Here is a 21,483-nt window from a genome sequence, read left to right as displayed (position 1 = left end):
GGGGCGGCGCGCTCGCCCCGCCGCGCCTCGGCGATTTTGGAGGCGACCGGACTCACCGTTGCGCCGTACTTCGCGCGCGCGGCGGTTACGGTGGAGGGGCCGTACGGAACAGCAGGCCGCCAGCGATAGGCACGGGCACCGTGCTGTAGTCGAATGTGCGATTGCCAGAGCGACCCGCGAGGCCCCAGCAGTAGGCCACTCCGGCGTTGGTGACACCACAGGTGTGTACGGCGCCAGCCGAGATCATCGAGAACGTGCCCGGTGCCGATACGGCCTGAGGCGTGGTGCGCCGAATCGTGGTGCCGTTACCCAGCATGCCCGCGAAGCCGCGGCCCCAGCAGTAGCTGCCGACGGCCGTAGTGCCGCAGGAGTGCTCCCTGCCAGCCGAAATGGAGGTGAACACCCGACCACCGGACACCGCGCTTGGCCGATTGCTGTACGTGGTAGACCCATCGCCGATACCGCCGAAGTCACCGAAGCCCCAACAGTACCCTGCACCCGTTGTGGACACACCGCACGTGGTGGCGTAGTTCGCCGACATGGATGCGAAGGCGATGCCGCCATTGACCAGCGTGGGAATGAGGCGGTTGGAGTAGTCACCCGCTCCCAATTGCCCGGAGCCACCCAGTCCCCAGCAGTAGCCAGCGCCGCCGCTTGTCACACCGCAACTGTATTGCAGCCCGACGGTGATCGAGGTGAACTGGAGGGATCCGGCCACTGGCGCGGGGGCGTTGGTCCACGTGGTGGAGTTGTTGCCCAACTGCCCGCGGTCGTTGGCACCCCAACAGTACGCGGCATGCGCAGTGGTAATGCCACAGCTGTGCTGCTCACCGGTGGCAATGGCAATGAAGGCGAGGCCACCGCTTACTGGCACTGGCACATTGCTGTTGGCGTATGTGCTGTTGCCAAGCCGGCCATAGGTACCGGCACCCCAGCAGTACCCGGCGCCGGCCGTTGTGATGGCGCAGGCGCCAAACGGTGCCACCGAGATGCTGGTGAAAGTGAGCCCGCCGGAAACGGCCACCGGCACTGCCGCATCAAGCAATCCGCCATTGCCCAGGCCTGCAGCAGTACGGCCGGTACTCCAGCAATACGCGGCGCCCGTCGTGGTGAGGCCGCAGCTGAAGTCGTCGGCAGCGGCAACTTGCGAGAACAGCAATCCGCCGGACACCGGCAAGGGTGTCGTGGAGAAGAGGCCGGCGCTGGTGTTGCCAATGGCACCGAATGCGTCGTAGCCCCAGCAGTGGATGCTCCCCGATGACATGACGCCGCACGCGTGCGACTGCCCGGCCGCCACGGATGTGTAGCTGCCGCCGCCGGACACCACGGCGGGGATCGATGTTGGAACGAAGGGCGTGGCTCCACCACCGATCTGGCCAAGGTCGCCCTGCCCCCAGCAGGCCACGCTCCCGCCGACCGTCGTGCCGCACGCGTGCGCGGAGCCCACCGAGACCGACGTGAACACCGGATCGCCTGCGACCGGCGTGGGTGTGGTGAGGTTTCCGTTGATGTCGCCAAGGCGCAGTCCCCAGCAGTACACGCTCCCGACCGGAGTGACCGCGCAGGTTCGCGCGCCTCCGTCGTGTCCTGACGCGATCGAGGCAAACGTCAGACCGCCAACGACGGCCGTCGGCACCGAACGGTTTGTCGTTGTTCCATCAGCGAGTGAACCGAGCGAGTTGTTGCCCCAGCAGTAGGCCGCACCTGCAACCGTGAGCGCACAGGTCTGATACGTGCCTGCTGAAATGCTGGAGTACACCAGGCCACCGGTCACAAGGGTCGGCGCAGTGAGGAACGTGGTGGTGGAGCCGGTGCCAGCCTGTCCGTAGGTGTTGTAGCCCCAGCAGTATGCGGCGCCCGCCGCGGTCAGTGCACAGGTGTGCAGATTACCCGCCGAGATTGCCACGAACTGCAAACCGCCGCCAACAGGAACCGGTGTGCCGCGGTTCGTGCGCTCTCCGTCGCCAATGGCGCCAAAGAGGCCATTGCCCCAGCAGTAGGCGGCGCGCGATGTCGTCAGGCCGCATGTGTGCGTCGCCCCGGTGGCGAGCGTGGTGAACGTGAGTCCGCCGATGACCGTCACCGGCGTCATACTATGTTCGAATGTGCCGTCACCGAGTTGGCCGGTGTCGTTGCGTCCCCAGCACCAGGCGACGCCGATGGTCGTGATGCCACAGCTGTGATCGTCGCCGGTCCATACAGTGGCAATCGCGGGGATCACGGTCACCGAGAAATTACTGGACGCGCTGGTGCCACCGCCCGGCGTTGGCGACACCACCGTCACACGCGCGACGCCCGGACTCGCCACGTCCGCCGCCGAGATCTGCGCTGTCAGTTGCGTGGACGACACGTACACCGTGGGACGCGCCGCGCCGTTCCAACGCACCTCCGACGCACTGACAAATCCTTCGCCATTCACCGTCAGTGTGAACGCGGCGCTGCCCATCGGCCTGGCGGTGGGCGCGATCGACGCGATGATCGGCGACGGATTGCTGGGAACGCCCACCACGGCATAGCCGCTGAAGCTCGAGGTGAGGGCCGTGACGATTCGCGTGGTGACGTTCACGACACTGCCGGGCAACGACGACCATGTGTTGGTCACGAGCCGGTGGACGCGCAGGTTCTCCGGCACCGTGGCCTGGGTGAGCGTGGCCGCGTCGTACTTGATGGCCAGGGTGACCGGCACCGCGAACGTCATGCCGTTGGGTCCGAAATCATACGCGGTCCCGGGGGCGAGTCGCGGATCGGCGGGAGGACTGGTGAGCGCATTGATGGTGATGGCGGTTGCCGCACTCAGCGCACCAGCCGGGATGGTGACGGTCACGGCGCCATTGAAGGCGGTCACGGTTCCGCCGGCGGCGCCCACGAAGCCACCGTTGCCAACGGTGATCACCGCACTGCCTGTTCTTCCTTCACTCGTTGCGGTGATCGTGGCCGTGCCAACGGCGAGCGCCGTGACCACACCACCATCCACCGTGGCGATCGCACTCGCCGACGTGCTCCAGCTCACGACGCGATCGGCGAGCGTGTTGCCGGTGGCATCTTTCAGGGCAGCCGTCAACGTCAGAGGCTGATTGGGCACGAGCGACGCCGTCGCTTGATTGAGCGTCACCGTGGAGACCGGCACCGACGTGACGGAGATGGTGGCCGATGCGCTGCGCCCTTCGCTGGTTGCGGTGATGATGGCCGTCCCCACCGACAACGCGGTGACAACGCCCGCGTCGCTGACGGTTGCGACCGTCGAGGCGTTCGACGACCAGGTGATGACGCGACCGGAGAGGACGGCGCCCGCGGCATCCTTCGTGGTCGCGCTGAGCGTCACCGTTTGCTGCGGCACCAGCGAGGCAGCACCGGGACTCAGCGTCACGCTCGCCACCGCGATGGTCGGTGTGGAGGGGCTTGAGCCGTCCCCACCCCCGCAGGCGATGGCCAAAACTGACAAGATGAGGAGCGGACGATGCAGCGTGACGCGGAACATGAGTGCCTCGGGGGCGGGAAGGTCACCCTGTAACGCGCATTCCGCACCAAATTCAGCTCATCACGGACTGGCCCGGTGCCCCAAGGCCAAACCGTGCGACCACCACCTCACGATGGCGCGAGGCGTGCGCGAATTTCCTGATGTCCGCGCGCCCCTGTTCGAGCCGCCCCACCAAACGCCCCATGCGCCCCTATTCGCTTTGCGTGACCGCCTTCCTGTTCTCGTCCATGTCGGCATTGGCACAGGACGCGCCCGGCCAACGCGCGTTGCTGCCCATCGACTACCCGAACTCGGCCGAATTCGGCTGGTTGGCCAAACCCGTGCGTGCCAGCCGTGTGCTCGACGACATGACGCGGCCAAACGTCTGGAAATTGAGCGGGGCCGGCACGCTCTCGTTTCCCGAGGGAATGCGATTGACCAACATGCGCGCGCTGCGCGTGGACATGCAGCTGAATAGGGGCGAAGTGACGTTGGCCCGTCCCCGACTGCCCGCCATCAACCTGCAACGCGCCTTCGCCAACGAGGACTGGACGGCCTACAATCGATTGTCGGTCTGGGTAAAGCCCGACTTTACCGGGATGCCCGTGCTACCGCTGCAACTGGTGCTGCACAACGATGGTGTCGAAAAGGTGCCGGACCGCTACAACCGTGAGGGCACGCACATTGTCACGCTGGCGCGCAACGGCTGGCAGCAGATTGTCTGGGAGATTGAGCCGCTGGCGCGCGACAAGGTGACGCGTTTCGAAATTGGCTATTTCGTGAACAAGATGCTGGCGTCGCCTGACGATCACGTGGCGTTCGAGATCGGGCAGATGGAGTTGCAGCGGGTGGACGCCGACCAGCATACGGGCTGGAATGTTGCGCCGGGCAAGCTGGCCTTCAGTCACAGCGGTTATCAGGTGGGATTATCCAAGACGGCACTCGCGAGTGTGATTGACGCGGGTGGTTTTGAACTCGTACGAGTGGACAACACCGCCTTCGGCGAGACCGTGCTTCGCAAACCCATCGAAACGGTTCAAACATCGCGGGGTGCGTTTCAACAACTGGATTTCTCCGAAGTTGAAGCTCCCGGGAGTTATGTGCTGCGTTCCGGTGGGATCACCACCAAGCCGTTTCGGATTGGTGATGACGTATGGAGATCGTCCCTTTGGAAGACATTCAATTTCTACTACGGTAATCGCTGTGGCTTTGACGTGCCGGGCATTCACGGCGTCGATCATCAGGACTGGTTTGCGACACTGGGCGACCGGCGCATCACCATGAGTGGCGGCTGGCACGACGCGGGTGACCTGTCGCAGGGATTGATCAACACCGGCGAAGGGACGTACGCCATGTTCTCGCTGGCCGACAAGCTTGCGGCCAAAGGCGACGACGCGGCGTTGGTGGCGCGGCTGATAGAGGAAGCGAAATGGGGACTGGAATGGGTGCTTCGGGTCCGATTTGATGGTGGGTATCGGATTGGCTTTGGCAGCCACAATTACTGGTCGAACAACATTGTCGGTGACGCCGACGACAAGACGGTCGAAGCCAAGAACAATCCGAACGCCAATTACATCGCGGCTGCGGCCGAGGCGATTGCCTACCGGGTGCTCAAATCCCGCGAGCCCGAGTTGGCCGCACGCAGTCTGCGTTTCGCGCGCGAGGATTGGGCGTACGCCATTGTGGGCATCGAGGGGCCCTCCACCTGGCACACACCCGCCTTCGCGGCCACGCGCATGGAGCTGGCCGCCATTGGCATCACCGCATCGCTTGAACTGTTTCGCGCCACGGGCGAGGCGCGCTATCGCGACAAGGCCGTGGAATTGGCGCGTGTTGTGACGGCCTCGCAGCAAGTCTCACGCGTGGGTACGGTGTTTCCCCTGTCAGGCTTCTTTTACACGGGACCCGATCGTGATACGCTCTTTCATCAGTTCCACCGTGCGGCCGATCAGGCGCCCATTGTCGCCCTATCGCAACTGGTGAGCGCGCTTCCCGATCACGTCGAGTGGATGCAGTGGTACGCCACGATCGCGCGCCACGCCGAGTATCAGAAACAGAGCGCCAGGATCACCGCACCGTATGGGATGCTGCCGGCCTACGTGTATCGCGTGGCCGACAGCGTCCAGGTACCCGATTCGGGCGGTCGATACATGGAAAAGCAAGATCAGTATGCGGCGCAGGTGCGCGCGGGTACACCCATGGGTGGCGACTGGTACTTGCGCGCGTTTCCCGTGTGGTTTTCGCGCCGAGGCAACTACGGCGTGCTGTTGTCGCAGGCCAAGGCGCTGTCCGCCGCATCGCGACTGCGCGGCGACAGTGCCGGGCTCGATCTCGCGCAGCGACAGGCGCAGTGGGTAGTCGGCCGGAACCCGTTCTCGCAGAGCACGATGTACGGCGAAGGCTACGATTGGGCGCAGCAGTACAGCGTGTCGTCGGGCGACCTGGTAGGATCGCTGCCGGTGGGGATGCAGAGTCGTGGCGTCACCGACCTGCCCTACTGGCCATCGCAGAACATGTATGTGTACAAAGAAGTCTGGGTGCACTCCAGCAACCGGTGGCTGTGGCTCATGGAGGACCTGCTGCCGGGCGCCGTCACCGATACTGCGTCGCGGTCCACCGATTTCACGTTGTCAAGCACGACGGCGGCAAATGGGCGGATCACGATTCGGGTGACCGCCAGCGGTGTGGGCTCGCACCGCTTTACCCTGCGTGCCGACAACCTGCGCGTGCCCTCACCGATGCGAACCATCGCGCTGCAGGCCGGTGTGCCCACAACGGTCGAATGGACCGCGCAGCGGATAGGGGCAAACGCCCCGTGGACGGTGGTCGTGGTGGAGGATGGGCAGATTGCTCAGCGCCGCGAACTGTTCGTGCACTAATCGCGGATCGCCCAGACAGGTAGGCGGCGTGCCGCGCTCCGCGAGAGGGGTGGCACGCTACAGCCGCTGAGATCAGAGCCCCGGATTTACGGTTTCGGCAGCGTCGCGCGGTATGCGTTGATCGCGTTGATCGTCGCCGTCACGCGCACATCGGCGACCTTGCGGCCGAGGTCCTGCAGCCAGGCGAGCGACTGAAATTTGATGCCGTTGATCTCCGCCTGGCCCGCTTTCACACGCTGCTGGAAGCGGATCGACTGCGGGTCGGCGAGGGCCATCGTGGCGTCGATGCCGAGCTCCTCGTGCAGGCCGCTGGTGCCCGAACTCGCCCCGATCTTGATCCCTTCCGGGATCTTGAGCTCGTTCTGGATGTACGGCTGGACCACGCTGGTGTGGTTGTAGAACTCGGCAATGTGCTTGAAGGAGACCTTGTCCGGACTGCTGGCGAAGATCTGGGTCAGCGAGTCGGCTGCGGCTTGCATGCCGCGCGCGTTCCCGCCGCTGTCTCCCAGGTAGAAGATCTCCTTGAAGCCCATGCTGCGCAGGTAGTTGCCCATGTCGAAGAGCAACGAGACGTAGGTGGCCTGCGTGATCATCGGGCCCGCTCGACCGGGCTGAATATTCGCACCGGCATTGCCGGGTTCGAGCGTGACCAGCGGCGCGACCAGCGTCTTCCCCATCTTCCGGGCGATCATCTCACCCAGCAGCTTGATGTTGATGTTGTGCTTGTTCATCTGGAGGTTGCCGTCGTTGTTCTCCACCCCTCCGGTCATGATCAGCACGGTCGTGTGCCCGTCTTTGATCAAGTCGCGAAACTCGGGCTGCGTGAGTTCCTCGATCCACACGGTGTTGATACCGTCAATGGTGCGGGGCTTGTTTGCCGCCGCGCGCCGGGCCGCCTGAGCGCTATCGGAGCCGCCGGCCCCCCGCCCCTGCGCCGAGGCGTTCGCCGCGATCAGCGACATCGCCAACAGAACCATCAGCCTTGCTCTCATCACGTCTCCTGGGATGGGGTCCGGACCACGGCCTTGAATCTGTCGGTCAGGGACGCGGGGGCGCCACGCCGCGCGTGGCTCATGCTCCGGTCGCGGATCGCCCTCATGACCGGTAACTTCCGCCCCGTCGCCCGCCGCCCCGCGCTGGCCAACTCACCCGATTTTGCGAGAATCCGATGGTCCTGACCAAAGCTGAACTCATTGCCGCGTTGCAGCACGAGGTTCACATCCTGTTGCACCTTGCCGGCAAGATCGATCGCGCGCAGCTCGAGTACCGTCCCACGCCGAAACAACGGAGCACGATCGAGTTGCTGCGATATCTGTCCATGATGGGACCGGTGCTGGTGCAGGCCGTCACCTCGGGCGCCTTTGACCTGGCGGCATGGACCGCCGCCGAAGAGGCCGCCGCGTCGAGGGATGTGGACCAGGCAATGGCGGTCATCGCCATGCAGACCGACGGCTACGCGGCGCTGCTCGCCAACGTCACCGACGCCGACCTGCGCACCGACATCAACCTGTTCGGCGACACGGCCTCGCGCGGCGCGACACTGGTGAACCTCGTGCTCTGTGGCTGCGCGGCGTACCGCACGCAGCTGTTCCTGTATCTCAAGAGCTGCGGCCGCGACGAGTTGGACTCGATGAATCTGTGGAACGGCATGGACGCACCGGCGGCGGGCTGACCGAAGCGTGAGCGACCTCTCACGGCTGACCGCCGCCCTCGCAAACCGATACGTCATCGACCGCGAACTCGGGGTCGGTGGCATGGCTACCGTGTATCTCGCGCGTGATTTGCGGCACGATCGTGTCGTTGCGATCAAGGTACTCGGTGACGAACACGCGGCCGCGCTGGGCGCCGAGCGATTCGACCGTGAGATCAAGCTGCTGGCGCGCCTTCGTCATCCGTTCGTGCTGCCGTTGCACGATTCGGGGTCGGCCGATGGTGTGCTGTACTTCGTGATGCCATTCATCGATGGCGAATCGCTGCGCGCGCGCCTCGGGCATGGCGGTCCGATGGCGGTGGACGACACCATCGCGATCGTGCGGCAGGTGGCCGATGCCCTGGACTACGCGCATAGCGAAGGCGTGGTCCATCGCGACGTGAAACCGGAGAACATTCTGGTCTCGCGCCATGGGCACGCGTTGCTGGCCGACTTCGGCAGTGCGCGACAGGGTGAGCATCTGCCGAGCGCGTCGGCGAACCTGACGCAACCTTTGCGCTGACGCGCGGCATGTCGATGCAGCCGATGTACGAAGCGATGTACCCGGCCGCGCTGGGCGACATTGATACGGTGATGGACTTGCTGGAGCGCGGATACCATGAACGCTCCGATTGGATGTACACCATGGGCACGCAGCCGTGGTTCAAACCGTACCACGGGCATCCGCGATTCATGCAGCTGATGGAGCAGATGAAACTCGCCCACGCGACGTAGCGCATACGCCTCGCGCGAGCGGTTCCACACGGGAGATTCCCCTTTTTCGACGAAGCAGGAGCATGCTACCCAACCGAATACTCTTCGCCGTCATCACACTCGCCAGCGCAGCGATCGCCGTCCCCACCAACGCCCAAACGCGCGACAGTGCCGGCGTGCGCATTGTTGAGAATACGCAACCGATGTGGTCCGACGTCGAGCGGTTGCAGCTCGCCGCCACACCGCGCCTCGTATTCGGAAACACCACCGACTCGGCGTACCGATTCTCGCGCATCCGCGGCGTAATGCGGCTGTCCGATGGCCGCATTGCGGTAGCAGACGGGGGATCTCTGCAGCTGCGATTCTTCGACGCCAAAGGGCAGTTCCTTTCGGCGAGCGGAGGAAAGGGCACGGCGCCAGGGCGACCCGGCGAGATGAACTCCGCGCAGCTGCTTCGGGGCGATACAATCGCCATCACCGCTGGCCTGTCTACGCTCACACGATTTTCGAGCAGCGGACAGTTTGTGAGAACCACGGACATCCCTGCGCCTGATCGCACCTCGGCAAGAGGACGGCAGCTCTTAGTTTCCGTGTTGGGAAACGGGACGCGTGTGACGATGCAATGGCCTATGCCCTCGCCTCGAGCACCCGGCACCCAATGGGCTGACTCCTCTCCCATGCGGTTCTATGACGAGCGCAACGCCATCATTCGCGACCTTGGCCCGCTTCCGTACATCGAACTCATCCAGGCTGGGGCACAACCCACAACGGCGTGGCTCTCCCCGATTGGCGTCTTCGCCGGTGGTGATCAGCGTTTCTATGCAGGCTTCGGCGACCGCTATGCGATTCACGTATTCGGCGCCGACGGTGCACTGCAGTCCATCATCCGGCGCGCGTGGACACCGGTACCCATCACTCCCGCGGATTGGGAAACGTGGGTCGTGGAGTGGTCCAAGCTCTGGGTGAGGGAAACAGGAGCCGAGCGAGAGAAAGCGATTCAGAAAATTCGCGAAGAACCATACGCAGAAACGGTACCCGCCTTCTCGCAGTTTCTTGTTGATCGCATTGGCCGTCTCTGGGTCCGTGAAGCGCACTGGCAGGACGCCATTGCCGCCGGCTCACTGTCCGATCCGCCAGCGGTACCGAGCACGTGGTCGGTGTTCGATGTCAACGGACGGTGGCTTGGCGACGTGTCCATGCCAACGGGATTCCAGCCGTACGATATCGGTGCCGATTACGTCGCCGGAAAATTGCGTGCGACCGACGTCAATCAGGTGGTGATCTACGCGCTGGGCGCACGCGGGCGGTCGTAACGGAGCCTCCGGCGAACTTGTCACTTAACTCGCCGTTATAGGCGAATCAACGTCTATAAGTGGCTTAATTCGTCGTTAAAGGCAATTCATTCACTGTCGCCATATTAGTCGATTTACATTGACTTTCGGTGCTAATTCGCCATATTAGTTCAATTATGCGGATTAGTACGGAACTGTCCGACGCGGCCATCCTCCACGAGCTCGGTGCGCGCCTCGCCAGTGCGAGACTGGCGAACCACCTCACGCAGGCAGCGCTCGCGGAGCAAGCGGGAATCTCCAAACGGACCGTAGAACGCTTGGAATCCGGCGAGGTCGCGACCCACCTCTCCGGATTCCTGCGCGTGTGCCGGGTGCTGGGACTGCTGGCGCGCTTTGACGTGCTGGTGCCGGAACCCACGCCAACCCCGATGGAGCAACTGGCACGGCAAGGTCGCAAACGCCAGCGGGCCTCATCGCGGAATGTGACCCCACCCGCGCGCAAGACCTGGGCGTGGGGTGACGCGCCGTGATCGCGCGCGTGCAGTTGTGGGGCAGCACCATCGGCGCCGTCGTGCTTGGCGACGGGAAGGACGTCGCCGCTTTTCAGTATGACCCCGACTTCGCGCGCAGCGGAATCGAACTCTCGCCGCTCACGCTGCCGCTCGGTGATCGGGTATACGAGTTTCCGGCGCTGTCCAGGCAGACGTTTCGCGGACTCCCCGGGCTTTTGGCGGATTCGCTGCCCGACACCTTCGGCAACGCCCTGATAAACGCGTGGCTCGCGGCGCAGGGGCGTACCGCCGACAGCTTCAATGCGGTGGAGCGGCTCTGCTACACGGGCGCGCGTGGCATGGGCGCGCTCGAGTTCGCGCCGACGCTTGGGCCAAAGCCACGACGCGCAGCCAGGATTGAAGTCGACGCACTCGTACGCCTGGCAAGTGACGTGCTCACGCATCGCAGCGACGTGCAGGGGCATTTCCACGGCGCCGGCAAGGAGAAGGCGTTGCGCGAGATTCTGCGCGTTGGCACGTCGGCAGGCGGCGCGCGCGCCAAGGCAGTCATCGCGTGGAATCGTACCACGAACGAAGTGCGTTCCGGGCAGATTTCGGCCGGCGACGGTTTCGAGTACTGGCTATTGAAATTCGACGGCGTGGCCGGCAATAAGGATAGGGAGCTGGACGATCCACAGGGCTATGGCGCGATCGAGTTTGCGTATCACCTGATGGCGAGGGCGGCCGGCATTGCCATGACCGAGTGCCGGTTGCTGGAGGAAAACGGGCGACGGCACTTCATGACGCAACGCTTCGATCGCATCAGAGACGGCGCGAAGCGGCATATGCTGTCACTCGGGGCACTGGCGCATTTCGATTTCAATCAGGCCGGTGCCCATTCGTACGAACAGGCGCTGCGCACCATGCGCCAACTGCACCTGCCGCACGCCGCGCTCGAGCAGCAGTTCCGACGGATGGTCTTCAACATCGTGGCGCGAAATCAGGACGATCATGTGAAGAACATCGCGTTTCTCATGGACCGGCACGGCGAGTGGTCACTCGCTCCCGCCTTTGACGTGTCCTACAGCTACAATCCATCCGGCCTCTGGACAGCCACGCACCAGATGACGCTGAATGGCAAACGCGACGGATTTACGTTGGCGGATTTCAAAGCGTGCGCAACGTCAGCGCTGATGAAACGCGGCCGCGCGGCGGCGATCATTGACGACGTGCAGATGGCGGTGAGGCGATGGCACGAATTCGCAGCCGCGGCGCAATTGCCCGATGCATGGCGGGACAAGATTCAACGGACCCATCGGCTGGGCTTTCCCAATACGTGAAGGGACAGCGCGTGTTCGCTGCCCTGCGACTGCTTGGATTGCAATCTACTTCCCGCTCAGCGCGTTCAGCTTCACCGTCAGCGCGGCGATGGCGCACCGTCGAAGTCGGCGGCCATGATGCGATTGCCCTGCTGAAAGTAGATGGTGCGGGAATCGCGCCGCCACGAGGGCCACGCGACGCTATTCGTGGACACGGGGAGTCGCCCGCCGGGAATGGGGAACGCCGTCACGAACACCTGTTCGCGGCCATCCTCCACCGACGTGAACGCCAGCCACTTACCATCAGGCGAAATCGCCGGGACGCTTTCTTCGCGCGGGGCACTGCTGAGCGGTCGCACCAAACCCATCGAATCGCGATGGGCCACGCCGATGCGTTGCATAACGCCGCCGAACCGGCCGGTGAACGCAATCCACGGCCCCCACGCGCTGAGTGTCGCCAAGGGCGTCCAGTCGGGAAACGTCAGCACTGGCACCTGTGTACCGCTTCCATCCATGGCGCGAATGAACAGCTGGTTGCGGCCCGCGCTGAACAGCAGCGAGTCACCATTCTCGGTCATCCCCCAGGCGGTCAGCCCTCCATCCACCGGCAACTTGGTCGTGGCGCCTCGCTGCACGTCAACGACATACACACCGATCTCGTTGCCGGTTACCCCGACTGCGACCAGCGCGGGCGGGTGCGTGGCGTCTTCGGACATGTCCGACAAAGTACCGCGCCGCCGTACTTCGTGCCTAATCGCTAACCTCGGCGTTGGCCGCCACCCGCTTCCGTCGGGAAGACTCCGAGTTCAAGAGGATTCTGGCCGCTGACTGAAGACCGCAAGAATTGGATCACGATGGAAAGTCGATCGTTCACCGGCTTGCACACGAATCCGGTCACGACGCAAATCACAAAGTGCCACCCCGGGCGGTGGTAGTGGTGGAGATGGTCAGGTGTTGCGGTTGCGTTTCCACGCCAGGCTCACCAGCAGCGCCAGCCACACCACGCTCCGAAAGGTCATCGCGCGAAGACTGTCGATGGCCACGCCGCCGCCGCGCGCATACACGAAAACGATCGCGCCAAGCACGACCAGGTTGAGCACCGCAATCGTACCCGTCGCAACGACACGCCACTGAGCGCCGCGCCAGATGGCAAGGCCGGCCGTGATATACGCCACACCCATTGCCGTATTGAACATCAGCAGCGGTCGGAATACGACATAGCCGGGGTCAGAACCGCCAAACAGCACTCGACCGCCCGCAATGACGGTGACAATGCCGAATACGACCGCGACGATGGCCGCGACGATGGCCGCGACGCGGCGCGGCATGTCATGCAGGTGCTGAACGGCGTTCATTTCATCCTCCGCGTAATGGAGCCGAATGTGAGCGGCGTCTCATCGCCGCCAAGTGCCTGATACAGCGCGATGGTATCCACCAACCGCTGCGCACGGGCCGCGATGAGGGGAGCTTGCGTCTGCTGCGCCTGATGCTGCATCGTGAGCACTTGCAAATAGCTTGCGGACCCCAGCGAATACTGTCGCTGCACCGACTCCAGCGCGGCGCGTGCGGCGGCGTCCGCACTTGCCCACGCCGACAGGGCTTGTGCGTCGCTATCCAGTGCGCGCAGTTGGTCGGCGACATTGCGTAACGCGCCAAGCACCACGTTCTGATAGTTCGCTGCCGCCGCGTCAAACGCGGCCAGCGCGCCCCGCTTGTCGGCAGATAGCCCCGGATTGAACAGCGGTTGCGTGAGCTGCGCAACCAGACTCCACAGGGCGGATCCGCTGCCGAACAGGGCCCCGGCCGTGAGCGCTTGCGAACCCAGGGTGCCGCTCAGGTTGAATTGCGGATACGACTTCGCCACGGCACTGCCGTACTCTGCGTTGGCCGCACGCATCAAGGCTTCCGCGGCCCGAATGTCCGGACGACGTCGCACGAGTTCTGACGGCACGGTGACGGGCACCGTGACAGGGAGTGTGAACTCTGCCATTTCAAACCGGGGCACGCTGCCATCACTTGGCGCACGACCAACGAGCGTGGCCAGCAGATGTCGGCTTTGCTGCTGCAGCGTACGCTGCTGCGGAATGGCCGCACGACTTTGTTCACGCTGGAGTTGTAGGGCGAGTACTTCGTCGTCGGAGGCGGCACCAAGACGCAGACGCTCACGGGTGATGGCGAGCTGGTCGTCTTCGATGCGCAGCATCGCTTCCATGGCATCGACGAGTGCAGACAGTTGCGCTTGGCGCACGGCCGTGCCGGCGATACTGGCGGACAGAGTGAGGCGGGCCCCTTCCACTTGGAACTGTTGATAGTCGGCGCGGGCCGCGAGTGCCTCAAGCGCGCGTCGGTTGCCGCCAGCCAGATCGAGTCGATACCGAACACCTACCGTCGCACTGAACAGGCTGAACTCCCGTGGTTCGGCATCCTGCCCCAGCGCCGATGGGTTGAAGCGCTGGCGTTGAGCGCCGAAGCCCGCGTCCACCTGTGGATAGTGGCTGTTGCCGGATTGCGCGGCATAGCGTTCCTGCGCCTGCCGCAGCGTGGCCTCGGCCGCGTCCAGTGATGGACTGGCGATCAATGCCTGCGCGATAAGCGTGTCCAGCTTTGGCGAACGCAACTCGCGCCACCATGCGGCGTCGGCGTTCACACCTTCAACGAAGCGCTGCGACCCACCAAGCGCGCCCAGTGCCGAGTCGGTGCGGGCTGACAAGGGAATGGCCGAATACGCGCTGCCAGTGGGCGCGGTGGGCGGCACAAAGGCCGGGCCGGATGCGCAGCCCGTCAGCATCGTCATCACGACCAACGCCGTGAAAGGCCTACCGGGTTTCATGAGCGGGTCACGCACGTCGTGCTCCAGCGAATTCCCGCCCCTCGCCGACTTCTTCATGAGTCTTGCCGTCGCGGATGTGATAGATGCGCTTGAACGTCGGGATGATTTTCTCGTCGTGCGTGACCACGATGATGGCGGTCTCATAGCGATGTGCCATCTCATGCAGGATGCCGATCACGGTGAGCGCCCGTTCGCTGTCCAGTGGAGCGGTTGGTTCGTCCGCCAAGATGACCGGAGGGCGGTTGACCAGCGCCCGCGCGATTGAGACCCGCTGCTGCTCACCGCCGGAGAGTTGTGAGGGCATGCCATTCGCGCGGTGCCCCACGTCGAGCGCGTCGAGCAGTGCCCGCGCTCGCGAACGGGCTTCTCCATTGGCAACACCGGCCAGCATCGGGAGCAGCGCCACATTGTCCGTGACGTCGAGAAACGGAATGAGGTACGGCGCCTGAAAGACGAAACCAATCCGGTCACGACGGAGCGTGCGCAGGTCGGGAATTTTCCAGGCGTTGTCGTATATCACCTGATTGTCGAGGACCATGCGGCCGGAGGAGGGTTCGATCACGGCACCAAGACACTTGAGCAGCGTGGACTTCCCAGAGCCTGAAGGGCCGATGAGACCGACCACTTCGCCTGGCGCGACATACATGTCCACGCCCTTGAGGGCATCGACCGCCGTATCTCCGGCGCCATAGCGCTTGGTGAGTCCTTCAACCAGTATGCCCCGTGCACTCATGTCAGCCTCCAATGGCTTCGGCCGGATCGACCTTGAGCGCCGCGTGAATGGCAATGAGACTGGCGAGCACGCAGATCAGCATCACGGCAAAAAAGCCGACCAGTGAGTCGCGCGGCACGAGCAGCACGTACTTGGGAAAGATCGGCGCCCAGAATGTTGCCGCGATCTTGCCGACCACGAACCCGATCACGCCCAATCCAATCGCTTGCTGGAGGATCATGGCGGCGATCGTGCGGTTTTTCGTGCCAATCAACTTGAGGACGGCGATCTCGCGAATCTTGCCAAGCGTCATCGTGTAGATGATGAAGGCGACAATCGCCGCACTCACGATCGCCAGGATCACCAGAAACATTCCAATCTGCCTGGCGGATGTGGCAATCAATTTGCCAACGAGAATGCCTTCCATCTGCGGTCGCGTGTAAACCGTCAGGCGCTGCGAACGTGCGATAGCGGCGGCGACGTCGTCCGGCACATATCCAGGTTTGAGGCGAACCAGTACGGCGTTGACATACGGGTTCCGACTCTGCGATCCGATCACCGCGTCGAGCAATCCCGGCACACCGGCCCGGTTGAAAGCGGGATTCTCGCCGGTGCGGCGTCGAAGCTGCAACACCGCATCGTTGTCCTTGAGAAACTGGGCTTGCTGGGCGTCCTTGAGCGGAATGAACACCATCGGATCGCCGCCCGACGACACCATGCGGCGCGTGAGACCGACCACCGTGTACGAATTGCGGCGAAGCCTGATGTGATCGCCGAGGCTGAACCCGCTGGCAATGTCAGCTACGGCTTCATAGTGACTGCGAGTGATCTGTCGGCCAGCCACGAGATAGGGTGGCCAGCCTGGTGTGCCCGGCTCGCCAGACGCGATTCCAACCACCATCGCCCGAACATCTTGCCGTGCGGTGCGGACCTGCATGGTGAGGTACGTGACGTTGGCCGCTTGATCAACGCCGGGCACGGCGAGAATCCCACGGTACAGATCATCATAGAGACTGGACGGCTCCGCGTAGGGACCCAATGTTTCCTGCTGCACCACCCACAGTTCCGCGCTGCTGTTGTCGAGGAGCGCCTTGCCGTCGTCTACCATGCCGCGGTACACGCCCGCCATGGTCAACGTCACACCGATGAGCAGACCAAGACCGAAACCGGTCAGGACGAATTTTCCCCAGGCGTGCAGGATATCCCGTCCGGCCAGGCTGATCATCTCGCCACTCCGGCGATGCGATCAACGATGGAAATGCGACTGCGCGCGCTCAGTGATTTGGCACTATACACCACAATGCGATCGCCAACGCGAAGCCCAGTGCGCACCTGTACATGACCATTTAGATCGGCGGCGCCGATTGTGACCGGAGTGAATTGCAGATCGCCATTCACCACGTGCCACACGCCGACGGTTCCATTGACCCGGTGCACGGCGGCGTTCGGAACGACCGGCGATGAGGGTAGTGTGGGCAGGCTCACGGTCACTTCGGCGAGTTCTCCGATGGACGGCAGCGGATCGGGCATGGCGGTCAATGTCACCTTGGCGAGCATCTCCTCGGTGACAGCATCGGCACGAGGTTCCCGGCGTAGTACGCGCCCCGGCAGTGGCTTCTCGCCTCGCGAGCGCAGCACGACGTTGGCCAGGAGCCCGGCTTTCAGTCCTTCCGCGTTGCCCTGATCGAAGCGCACGTGCACCCACAGCGAGCGAGGATCCACGAGCTCGATCACCGACTGCCCGGCGACGACCGTCGTGCCGGGGTCGGCGTCGCGCGCAACGATCAGACCGGCGACCGGCGCGATGAGCCGAAGATTCTGCAATTGTGCATTCAGCCCATCGCGCTCGGCGCGTGTGCGCGCAAGCTCTTCGCGTGCACTTGCCAGTGAGGCATCGGCGATCTGGCGTGCCTGACGTTTAGACGCAAGAATTTCTTCACTGGTCGAACGGGCAGCCAACAGTTGCTCATACCGTCGCTCTTCGGTTTGCGCGAAGCGTTGCCGCGCATCAACGTCACCGAGTGCCGCTTCACTGCGTCGAATCGTGGCCAACTGCGCCTGCCGTCGATCTTCAAGGTCGACGGCGTCTATTTCGCTCAGAAGTTGTCCTGCGGCCACGCGATCACCGACCTCGACCAGAACGCGTTTTACGCGCCCTGCGGTCGTGGGGCCAATGCGGTAGCTGTAGCGGGATTCGACCGTGCCAACGCCGAAGATTGTCGGCGACACCGGTTGGGCATCCACGGTGGTGACGGTCACGGCGATTGGTGCCAGCGGCCCAGCGCGTACCGCCACGAATACGAATAGCGCGAACAGCGTGAGGCCAACGACCGACACGATAAGTGTGCGACGTTTGAGCGGAAGGCCGGTCATACGGCACGCTCGATGCCGCGACGATAGAGCACGAACACGCGAGGGGCATCGCGCAGGATTCGCGACGCATCGCCATGCATGAGCGACTGCATCACCAGGCCCTGAATGGTGCCCACAAATAGCACTGCCGCCGCTTCGGCGTCGATGGCCTCGTCCACTTCACCACTGACTTTGGCATCGCGGATGAGGTGTGAGACGCGCTCGCTGTATCGCCGCAGCAACGTGTCGACCACGCGCCTGGCCCCCGACGGTTTCGCGCGCTGCAGTTCACTGAATACGATGCGCGGCACACCGGGGTGCGAGGCCACAAACTGCACATGGGCCAGGAACAGCGATTCGAGCGCGTTCAGGGGTGACGATGCTGACTGCACCGCCTTGTCAACACGCGCCAGCAGACTGTCGGCGACCCATTCCATAACCGACTGCAACACGGCGTCCTTGGTGGGGAAGTGCTTGAACAGCGCCCCTTGCGTGAGACCCATTTGCCGGGCGATCGCCGTCGTCGTGATCTCGCTGGGATTGTGGAGCGCAGCCAGCGCGACTACGGCGTCAACAGTTGCCGATCGTCGCTCGCTGGCGGGGAGGGATTTTGGAGCGGCGTGCACGTGATATCCCCACAGTGAGAAAGAGAGTGCGAACGAGCTACTTCACCTGAATCCGGTACAGTGCATGGCACTCGACGCAGGTTGCGGCAATCGTCGCCAGTCGCTTGACGGCGTCGTTTGGGCCGGCTGCGGCATTCGCGGCCATGGAATCGAAGGCGCGGTGAACGGTCATCCCCAACTGCAGAAACTCCTTGGGAAGCTCGTTCTCCAAGGCCGGATCGGCCGCCATCACCACACCGGAGGCGAGGGCTGCTGCTTTGATGGCCACCGTATCGGAGCGCGACGCACCTTCGAGCACACCCTGTACGGAGCCCAGCATGGTTCGCATTTCCGAGAGCACGGTAGCGCGAGCCGTGGCGGTGAGCAGAATCGGGGTTCGGTGGTCGGCGGGCACGACGGACGTCGCAGTGTCGACGGTTGGGCCGGAGTCTCGGCGCGACGCGAATCGAACAGACAGCCCGACCAAGAGAGCGGTCCAGAGACCAAGCAGGACGGCGAAAATTCGCATAGGACCTCAACGAGTCGATTGGCTTATGGTAAGTAAGTAATTACTAACCTATCACCACCTGTACCGCAAGCGTCTTTGAACGCCATCTTCCCCACCGGAGGTACTCGGTCCTTCCACGCCTTGCATCATGAAAGCCGCGACGTCAGCACCCACAAGCATCGACGAATACCTCGCCGCGTATCCACCAAAGATCCGCGCGATTCTCCAGCGTATTCGGCGCACTGTGGCGAAGGCCGCGCCGGGCGCCGAGGAACGCATCGCGTACCGTATGCCCAGCTTTGCGCTGAACGGCGCGCTGGTGTACTTCGGCGGGTTTAAGGAACACGCGGGGTTCTTCCCGCCGTGTCGTGACGCGACGCTCAAGCGCGAAGCCGCAAGGTACGCTGGGCCGAAAGGCAACCTGCAATTCCGCTATGACGAGCCGATCCCGTACGAGTTGATCACGAAGCTTGTGCAGGCGCGTGTGCGAGAGAACCAGGATCGACTCGACGCGAAGCCGCAGGCATCGCTGTCGGGAAAGGCAGCCCCGCGCCCATCACGCTAGCTTTTCTCAACGTCCACTGCCTGCTGTTTCGTGAGTGACCGCACGCCACCTGTTTCTTGTCACCACCGTCCCAACACGCCATGACCATCCGATCCGTTCGAGTGCTGCGGCGCGTTGCCACACTGATGCTGTTCGCATCCGTGCCGCTCGCGGCGCAGCCCGCCGCGAAAGCAAAGGCCAAAGCGAAGGCCCCCGCGCCGGATGTGGTGGGCATGTGGAGCGGCACGGCAACGGTTCCCCTGCCCGACAGCGCCATTGTCGTGCCGGTGTTCTACACGTTTACGCAAAACGGCAGCACCATTGGTGGCAACGCGATGGTCCCTGGTCAGGGCACCGGGCCCATCTCCAATGTGGTGCGCGATGGCGCGCGCGTGCAATTTCGTGTGACGGCACCGGAAAACCGATTGCTGGAACACGATGGGAAATTCACCGCCCCCGGTACCATCGAGGGCATGGTGCAACTCGACAATCAGCCGGTGGCGACGTTCAAGATTGTCATGAAGCCGCAGAAGGCGCCGGCGAAGTAGTTGTTGCGGCTTCGATGCGCAGCATCTGGAACGCCGCATTGGAAATCAGGCAGTACGACGCGAAGTAGTAGAAGCCCGTGCCCGCCACCGCCGACAGATTGGCCGTGCCCTTGGCCGCCAACAGCGCAATCAACATGCCGACGGCAAACACATCGGCCATGGACCACTTGCTGATGGTCTGCACAAACCTGAACAACCGATAGCGCCACACCGAACGACGCAGCAACCCGATGGGGATAAGCAACGCCGCCTTGGTGAGCGGGATGATCACGCTGAACACCAGGATGAGCCCTGCCACGAAATCGTTGTGCGATGCGTGCAGGCTCTTGATGGCGCCAATCACGCTGCGCGTCTCGTTGGAGAGCTCTCGCGTGGCCCCGAACATCTGCATGGTGGCACGAATGGTGAGCACCGGCTGAACCAGCCCGGGCCACAACAGCGCGAGCGACACCAGCGACAGCAGGATGGCAACGCGGTTCCGATTGGTCATGGACGAGAAAGTACTGTCGCCGCCGGGAATGGGACACCCTCGGCTGTCCACGCTGCTGGCATGCTGAGCCCATCAGGCGCGTTTACACCACGCCAATCAACTCCGCAAATTTCGCCAGATCGATATTGCCACCCGACACGATGGCGACAATCGGTCCGTTCCCGGCCTTGCCAGTGAGTGCGGCGGCAAGCGGCAGCGCCCCGGCGCCCTCGGAGATGATGCGCGCTTTCTCTGCCATGATGCGCATGGCGCGCCTGGTCTCGTCGAGACTGACCACCACGAAGCCGTCCACCACGGGCTGCATGCGTTCCCACATGCGCGGAAACACCGCGCGTCCGCCGGCACCGTCAACGAACGTCGGCGACCAGTTGGGAAACTCCTGCGGCGAGCCGTGGGCCCAGGACAGCGCGGCGGGCGCACCGGTTTCCGGTTCAACGCCAAGCACCTTCACCGCAGGGTTGAGCGCCTTCAGGGCGCTGGCCACGCCGGTCAACAGTCCACCGCCGCCGACGCTGGCAATGACGGCCGAAACATTGGGTTCGTCCTCCAGAATCTCCAGCCCGATGGTTCCGTGCCCGGCAATGCAGTCGTGATCGTCAAACGGATGAATGAATGCCCCGCTCACACCGGGAAACGCTCGCTCACCCATCGCCTTCCATGCCACATCGAACGGCACGGTAATCAGGGTGGCACCAAGCGCGCGCATGCGATCCAGTTTTGAAGCCGGTGCCGTCTCAATGGCCACGACCGTGCATGGTATCCCGGCCCGGCGTGCCACGTAGGCCACCCCCTGCCCCGCATTGCCGGCGCTGATGGTCCACACGCCCTGGGCACGCTGGGCATCGCTGAGCATCGCCACAGCGTTGGCGGTGCCTCGCAGTTTGTAGGCGTTGATCGGCTGCAGGTTTTCGAGCTTGAGTCGCACGTCGGGAAACCCCGGTCCCAACTCGAGTTTCACCAACGGCGTCCGCAGTATGGTGCCGGCGATCCGTGCACGGGCTTCACGGATCTCGGCCAGCGTGATGGGTCGGATGTCTGGGAGACTCATGCGC

Annotated in this window: 21 protein-coding genes; 9 read left to right on the top strand and 12 right to left on the bottom strand. The window is 63.7% G+C overall.

What is annotated here, in order from left to right; translation table 11 throughout:
* Window positions 1-85: 85 nt before the first annotated feature.
* Window positions 86-3,478: an Ig-like domain-containing protein gene (locus IPP90_07045; protein ID MBL0170480.1), complete on the bottom strand. Its 3,393-nt coding sequence runs from the start codon at window positions 3,476-3,478 to the stop codon at window positions 86-88.
* A 203-nt stretch (window positions 3,479-3,681) separates the two neighbouring features.
* Between IPP90_07045 and IPP90_07040 the strand changes: the two genes are divergently transcribed.
* Window positions 3,682-6,336 carry a glycoside hydrolase family 9 protein gene (locus tag IPP90_07040; protein MBL0170479.1) on the top strand — a complete coding sequence of 885 codons (2,655 nt, stop codon included), beginning with the start codon at window positions 3,682-3,684 and terminating at the stop codon, window positions 6,334-6,336.
* Window positions 6,337-6,422: 86 nt separating this feature from the next.
* Here the strand turns inward: IPP90_07040 and IPP90_07035 are convergent, their stop codons facing one another.
* Window positions 6,423-7,298 (bottom strand): creatininase family protein, encoded by an 876-nt coding sequence (locus IPP90_07035; protein MBL0170478.1) that lies wholly within the window; start codon window positions 7,296-7,298, stop codon window positions 6,423-6,425.
* A 206-nt stretch (window positions 7,299-7,504) separates the two neighbouring features.
* On the opposite strand from IPP90_07035, the gene IPP90_07030 reads away from it, so the two are divergent.
* The 6 genes from IPP90_07030 (at window position 7,505) to IPP90_07005 (ending at window position 11,863) form a co-directional block, all read left to right on the top strand.
* Entirely contained in the window at window positions 7,505-8,008 is a 504-nt protein-coding gene (locus IPP90_07030) for a hypothetical protein (protein MBL0170477.1), read from the top strand.
* Between the two features lie 7 nt (window positions 8,009-8,015).
* Complete coding sequence (locus IPP90_07025) at window positions 8,016-8,549, top strand: serine/threonine protein kinase (GenBank protein MBL0170476.1); 534 nt, start codon at window positions 8,016-8,018, stop codon at window positions 8,547-8,549.
* Between the two features lie 8 nt (window positions 8,550-8,557).
* A complete protein-coding gene (locus tag IPP90_07020; protein ID MBL0170475.1) occupies window positions 8,558-8,761 on the top strand; it encodes a hypothetical protein in 204 nt (67 codons plus the stop codon).
* Window positions 8,762-8,823: 62 nt separating this feature from the next.
* A complete protein-coding gene (locus IPP90_07015; protein ID MBL0170474.1) occupies window positions 8,824-10,053 on the top strand; it encodes a hypothetical protein in 1,230 nt (409 codons plus the stop codon).
* A 155-nt stretch (window positions 10,054-10,208) separates the two neighbouring features.
* The gene (locus tag IPP90_07010; GenBank protein MBL0170473.1) at window positions 10,209-10,562 is read left to right on the top strand and encodes a helix-turn-helix transcriptional regulator; all 354 of its coding nucleotides are present in this window, start codon (window positions 10,209-10,211) and stop codon (window positions 10,560-10,562) included.
* Window positions 10,559-11,863 carry a type II toxin-antitoxin system HipA family toxin gene (locus IPP90_07005; GenBank protein MBL0170472.1) on the top strand — a complete coding sequence of 435 codons (1,305 nt, stop codon included), beginning with the start codon at window positions 10,559-10,561 and terminating at the stop codon, window positions 11,861-11,863. Before IPP90_07010 ends, IPP90_07005 begins: the two co-directional genes overlap by 4 nt.
* Before the next feature lie 77 nt (window positions 11,864-11,940).
* Here the strand turns inward: IPP90_07005 and IPP90_07000 are convergent, their stop codons facing one another.
* From IPP90_07000 to IPP90_06965, 8 genes are all read right to left on the bottom strand, one after another.
* Entirely contained in the window at window positions 11,941-12,558 is a 618-nt protein-coding gene (locus IPP90_07000) for a PD40 domain-containing protein (GenBank protein ID MBL0170471.1), read from the bottom strand.
* A gap of 231 nt (window positions 12,559-12,789) precedes the next feature.
* Window positions 12,790-13,170 carry a hypothetical protein gene (locus IPP90_06995; protein ID MBL0170470.1) on the bottom strand — a complete coding sequence of 127 codons (381 nt, stop codon included), beginning with the start codon at window positions 13,168-13,170 and terminating at the stop codon, window positions 12,790-12,792.
* Window positions 13,171-13,193: 23 nt separating this feature from the next.
* Window positions 13,194-14,672: an efflux transporter outer membrane subunit gene (locus IPP90_06990; GenBank protein MBL0170469.1), complete on the bottom strand. Its 1,479-nt coding sequence runs from the start codon at window positions 14,670-14,672 to the stop codon at window positions 13,194-13,196.
* Between the two features lie 7 nt (window positions 14,673-14,679).
* A complete protein-coding gene (locus tag IPP90_06985; protein ID MBL0170468.1) occupies window positions 14,680-15,405 on the bottom strand; it encodes an ABC transporter ATP-binding protein in 726 nt (241 codons plus the stop codon).
* A 1-nt stretch (window position 15,406) separates the two neighbouring features.
* Entirely contained in the window at window positions 15,407-16,609 is a 1,203-nt protein-coding gene (locus tag IPP90_06980; GenBank protein ID MBL0170467.1) for an ABC transporter permease, read from the bottom strand.
* Window positions 16,606-17,757, bottom strand: a complete 1,152-nt coding sequence (locus tag IPP90_06975) for an efflux RND transporter periplasmic adaptor subunit (GenBank protein MBL0170466.1) — start codon at window positions 17,755-17,757, stop codon at window positions 16,606-16,608. Before IPP90_06975 ends, IPP90_06980 begins: the two co-directional genes overlap by 4 nt.
* Entirely contained in the window at window positions 17,754-18,362 is a 609-nt protein-coding gene (locus IPP90_06970) for a TetR/AcrR family transcriptional regulator (GenBank protein ID MBL0170465.1), read from the bottom strand. The genes IPP90_06975 and IPP90_06970 overlap by 4 nt, the downstream gene beginning before the upstream one ends.
* Window positions 18,363-18,399: 37 nt before the next feature.
* Complete coding sequence (locus tag IPP90_06965; protein ID MBL0170464.1) at window positions 18,400-18,756, bottom strand: hypothetical protein; 357 nt, start codon at window positions 18,754-18,756, stop codon at window positions 18,400-18,402.
* A 241-nt stretch (window positions 18,757-18,997) separates the two neighbouring features.
* Between IPP90_06965 and IPP90_06960 the strand changes: the two genes are divergently transcribed.
* Together IPP90_06960 and IPP90_06955 are read left to right on the top strand one after the other, a co-directional pair.
* The gene (locus IPP90_06960; protein ID MBL0170463.1) at window positions 18,998-19,414 is read left to right on the top strand and encodes a DUF1801 domain-containing protein; all 417 of its coding nucleotides are present in this window, start codon (window positions 18,998-19,000) and stop codon (window positions 19,412-19,414) included.
* A gap of 80 nt (window positions 19,415-19,494) precedes the next feature.
* Complete coding sequence (locus IPP90_06955; GenBank protein MBL0170462.1) at window positions 19,495-19,941, top strand: hypothetical protein; 447 nt, start codon at window positions 19,495-19,497, stop codon at window positions 19,939-19,941.
* On the opposite strand, the gene IPP90_06950 is transcribed toward IPP90_06955, so the two are convergent.
* Window positions 19,910-20,431: a paraquat-inducible protein A gene (locus IPP90_06950; GenBank protein MBL0170461.1), complete on the bottom strand. Its 522-nt coding sequence runs from the start codon at window positions 20,429-20,431 to the stop codon at window positions 19,910-19,912. The genes IPP90_06955 and IPP90_06950 overlap by 32 nt on opposite strands.
* 82 nt (window positions 20,432-20,513) lie before the next feature.
* On the bottom strand, window positions 20,514-21,479 hold the full coding sequence (locus IPP90_06945) for a pyridoxal-phosphate dependent enzyme (protein MBL0170460.1): 966 nt from the start codon (window positions 21,477-21,479) through the stop codon (window positions 20,514-20,516).
* Between the last annotated feature and the right edge of the window lie 4 nt (window positions 21,480-21,483).

Source organism: Gemmatimonadaceae bacterium (assembly GCA_016720905.1).
Lineage (GTDB): Bacteria > Gemmatimonadota > Gemmatimonadetes > Gemmatimonadales > Gemmatimonadaceae > Gemmatimonas.
Note: the sequence above shows the minus strand (reverse complement) of the source record. Positions and strands in the feature narration are given on the sequence as shown.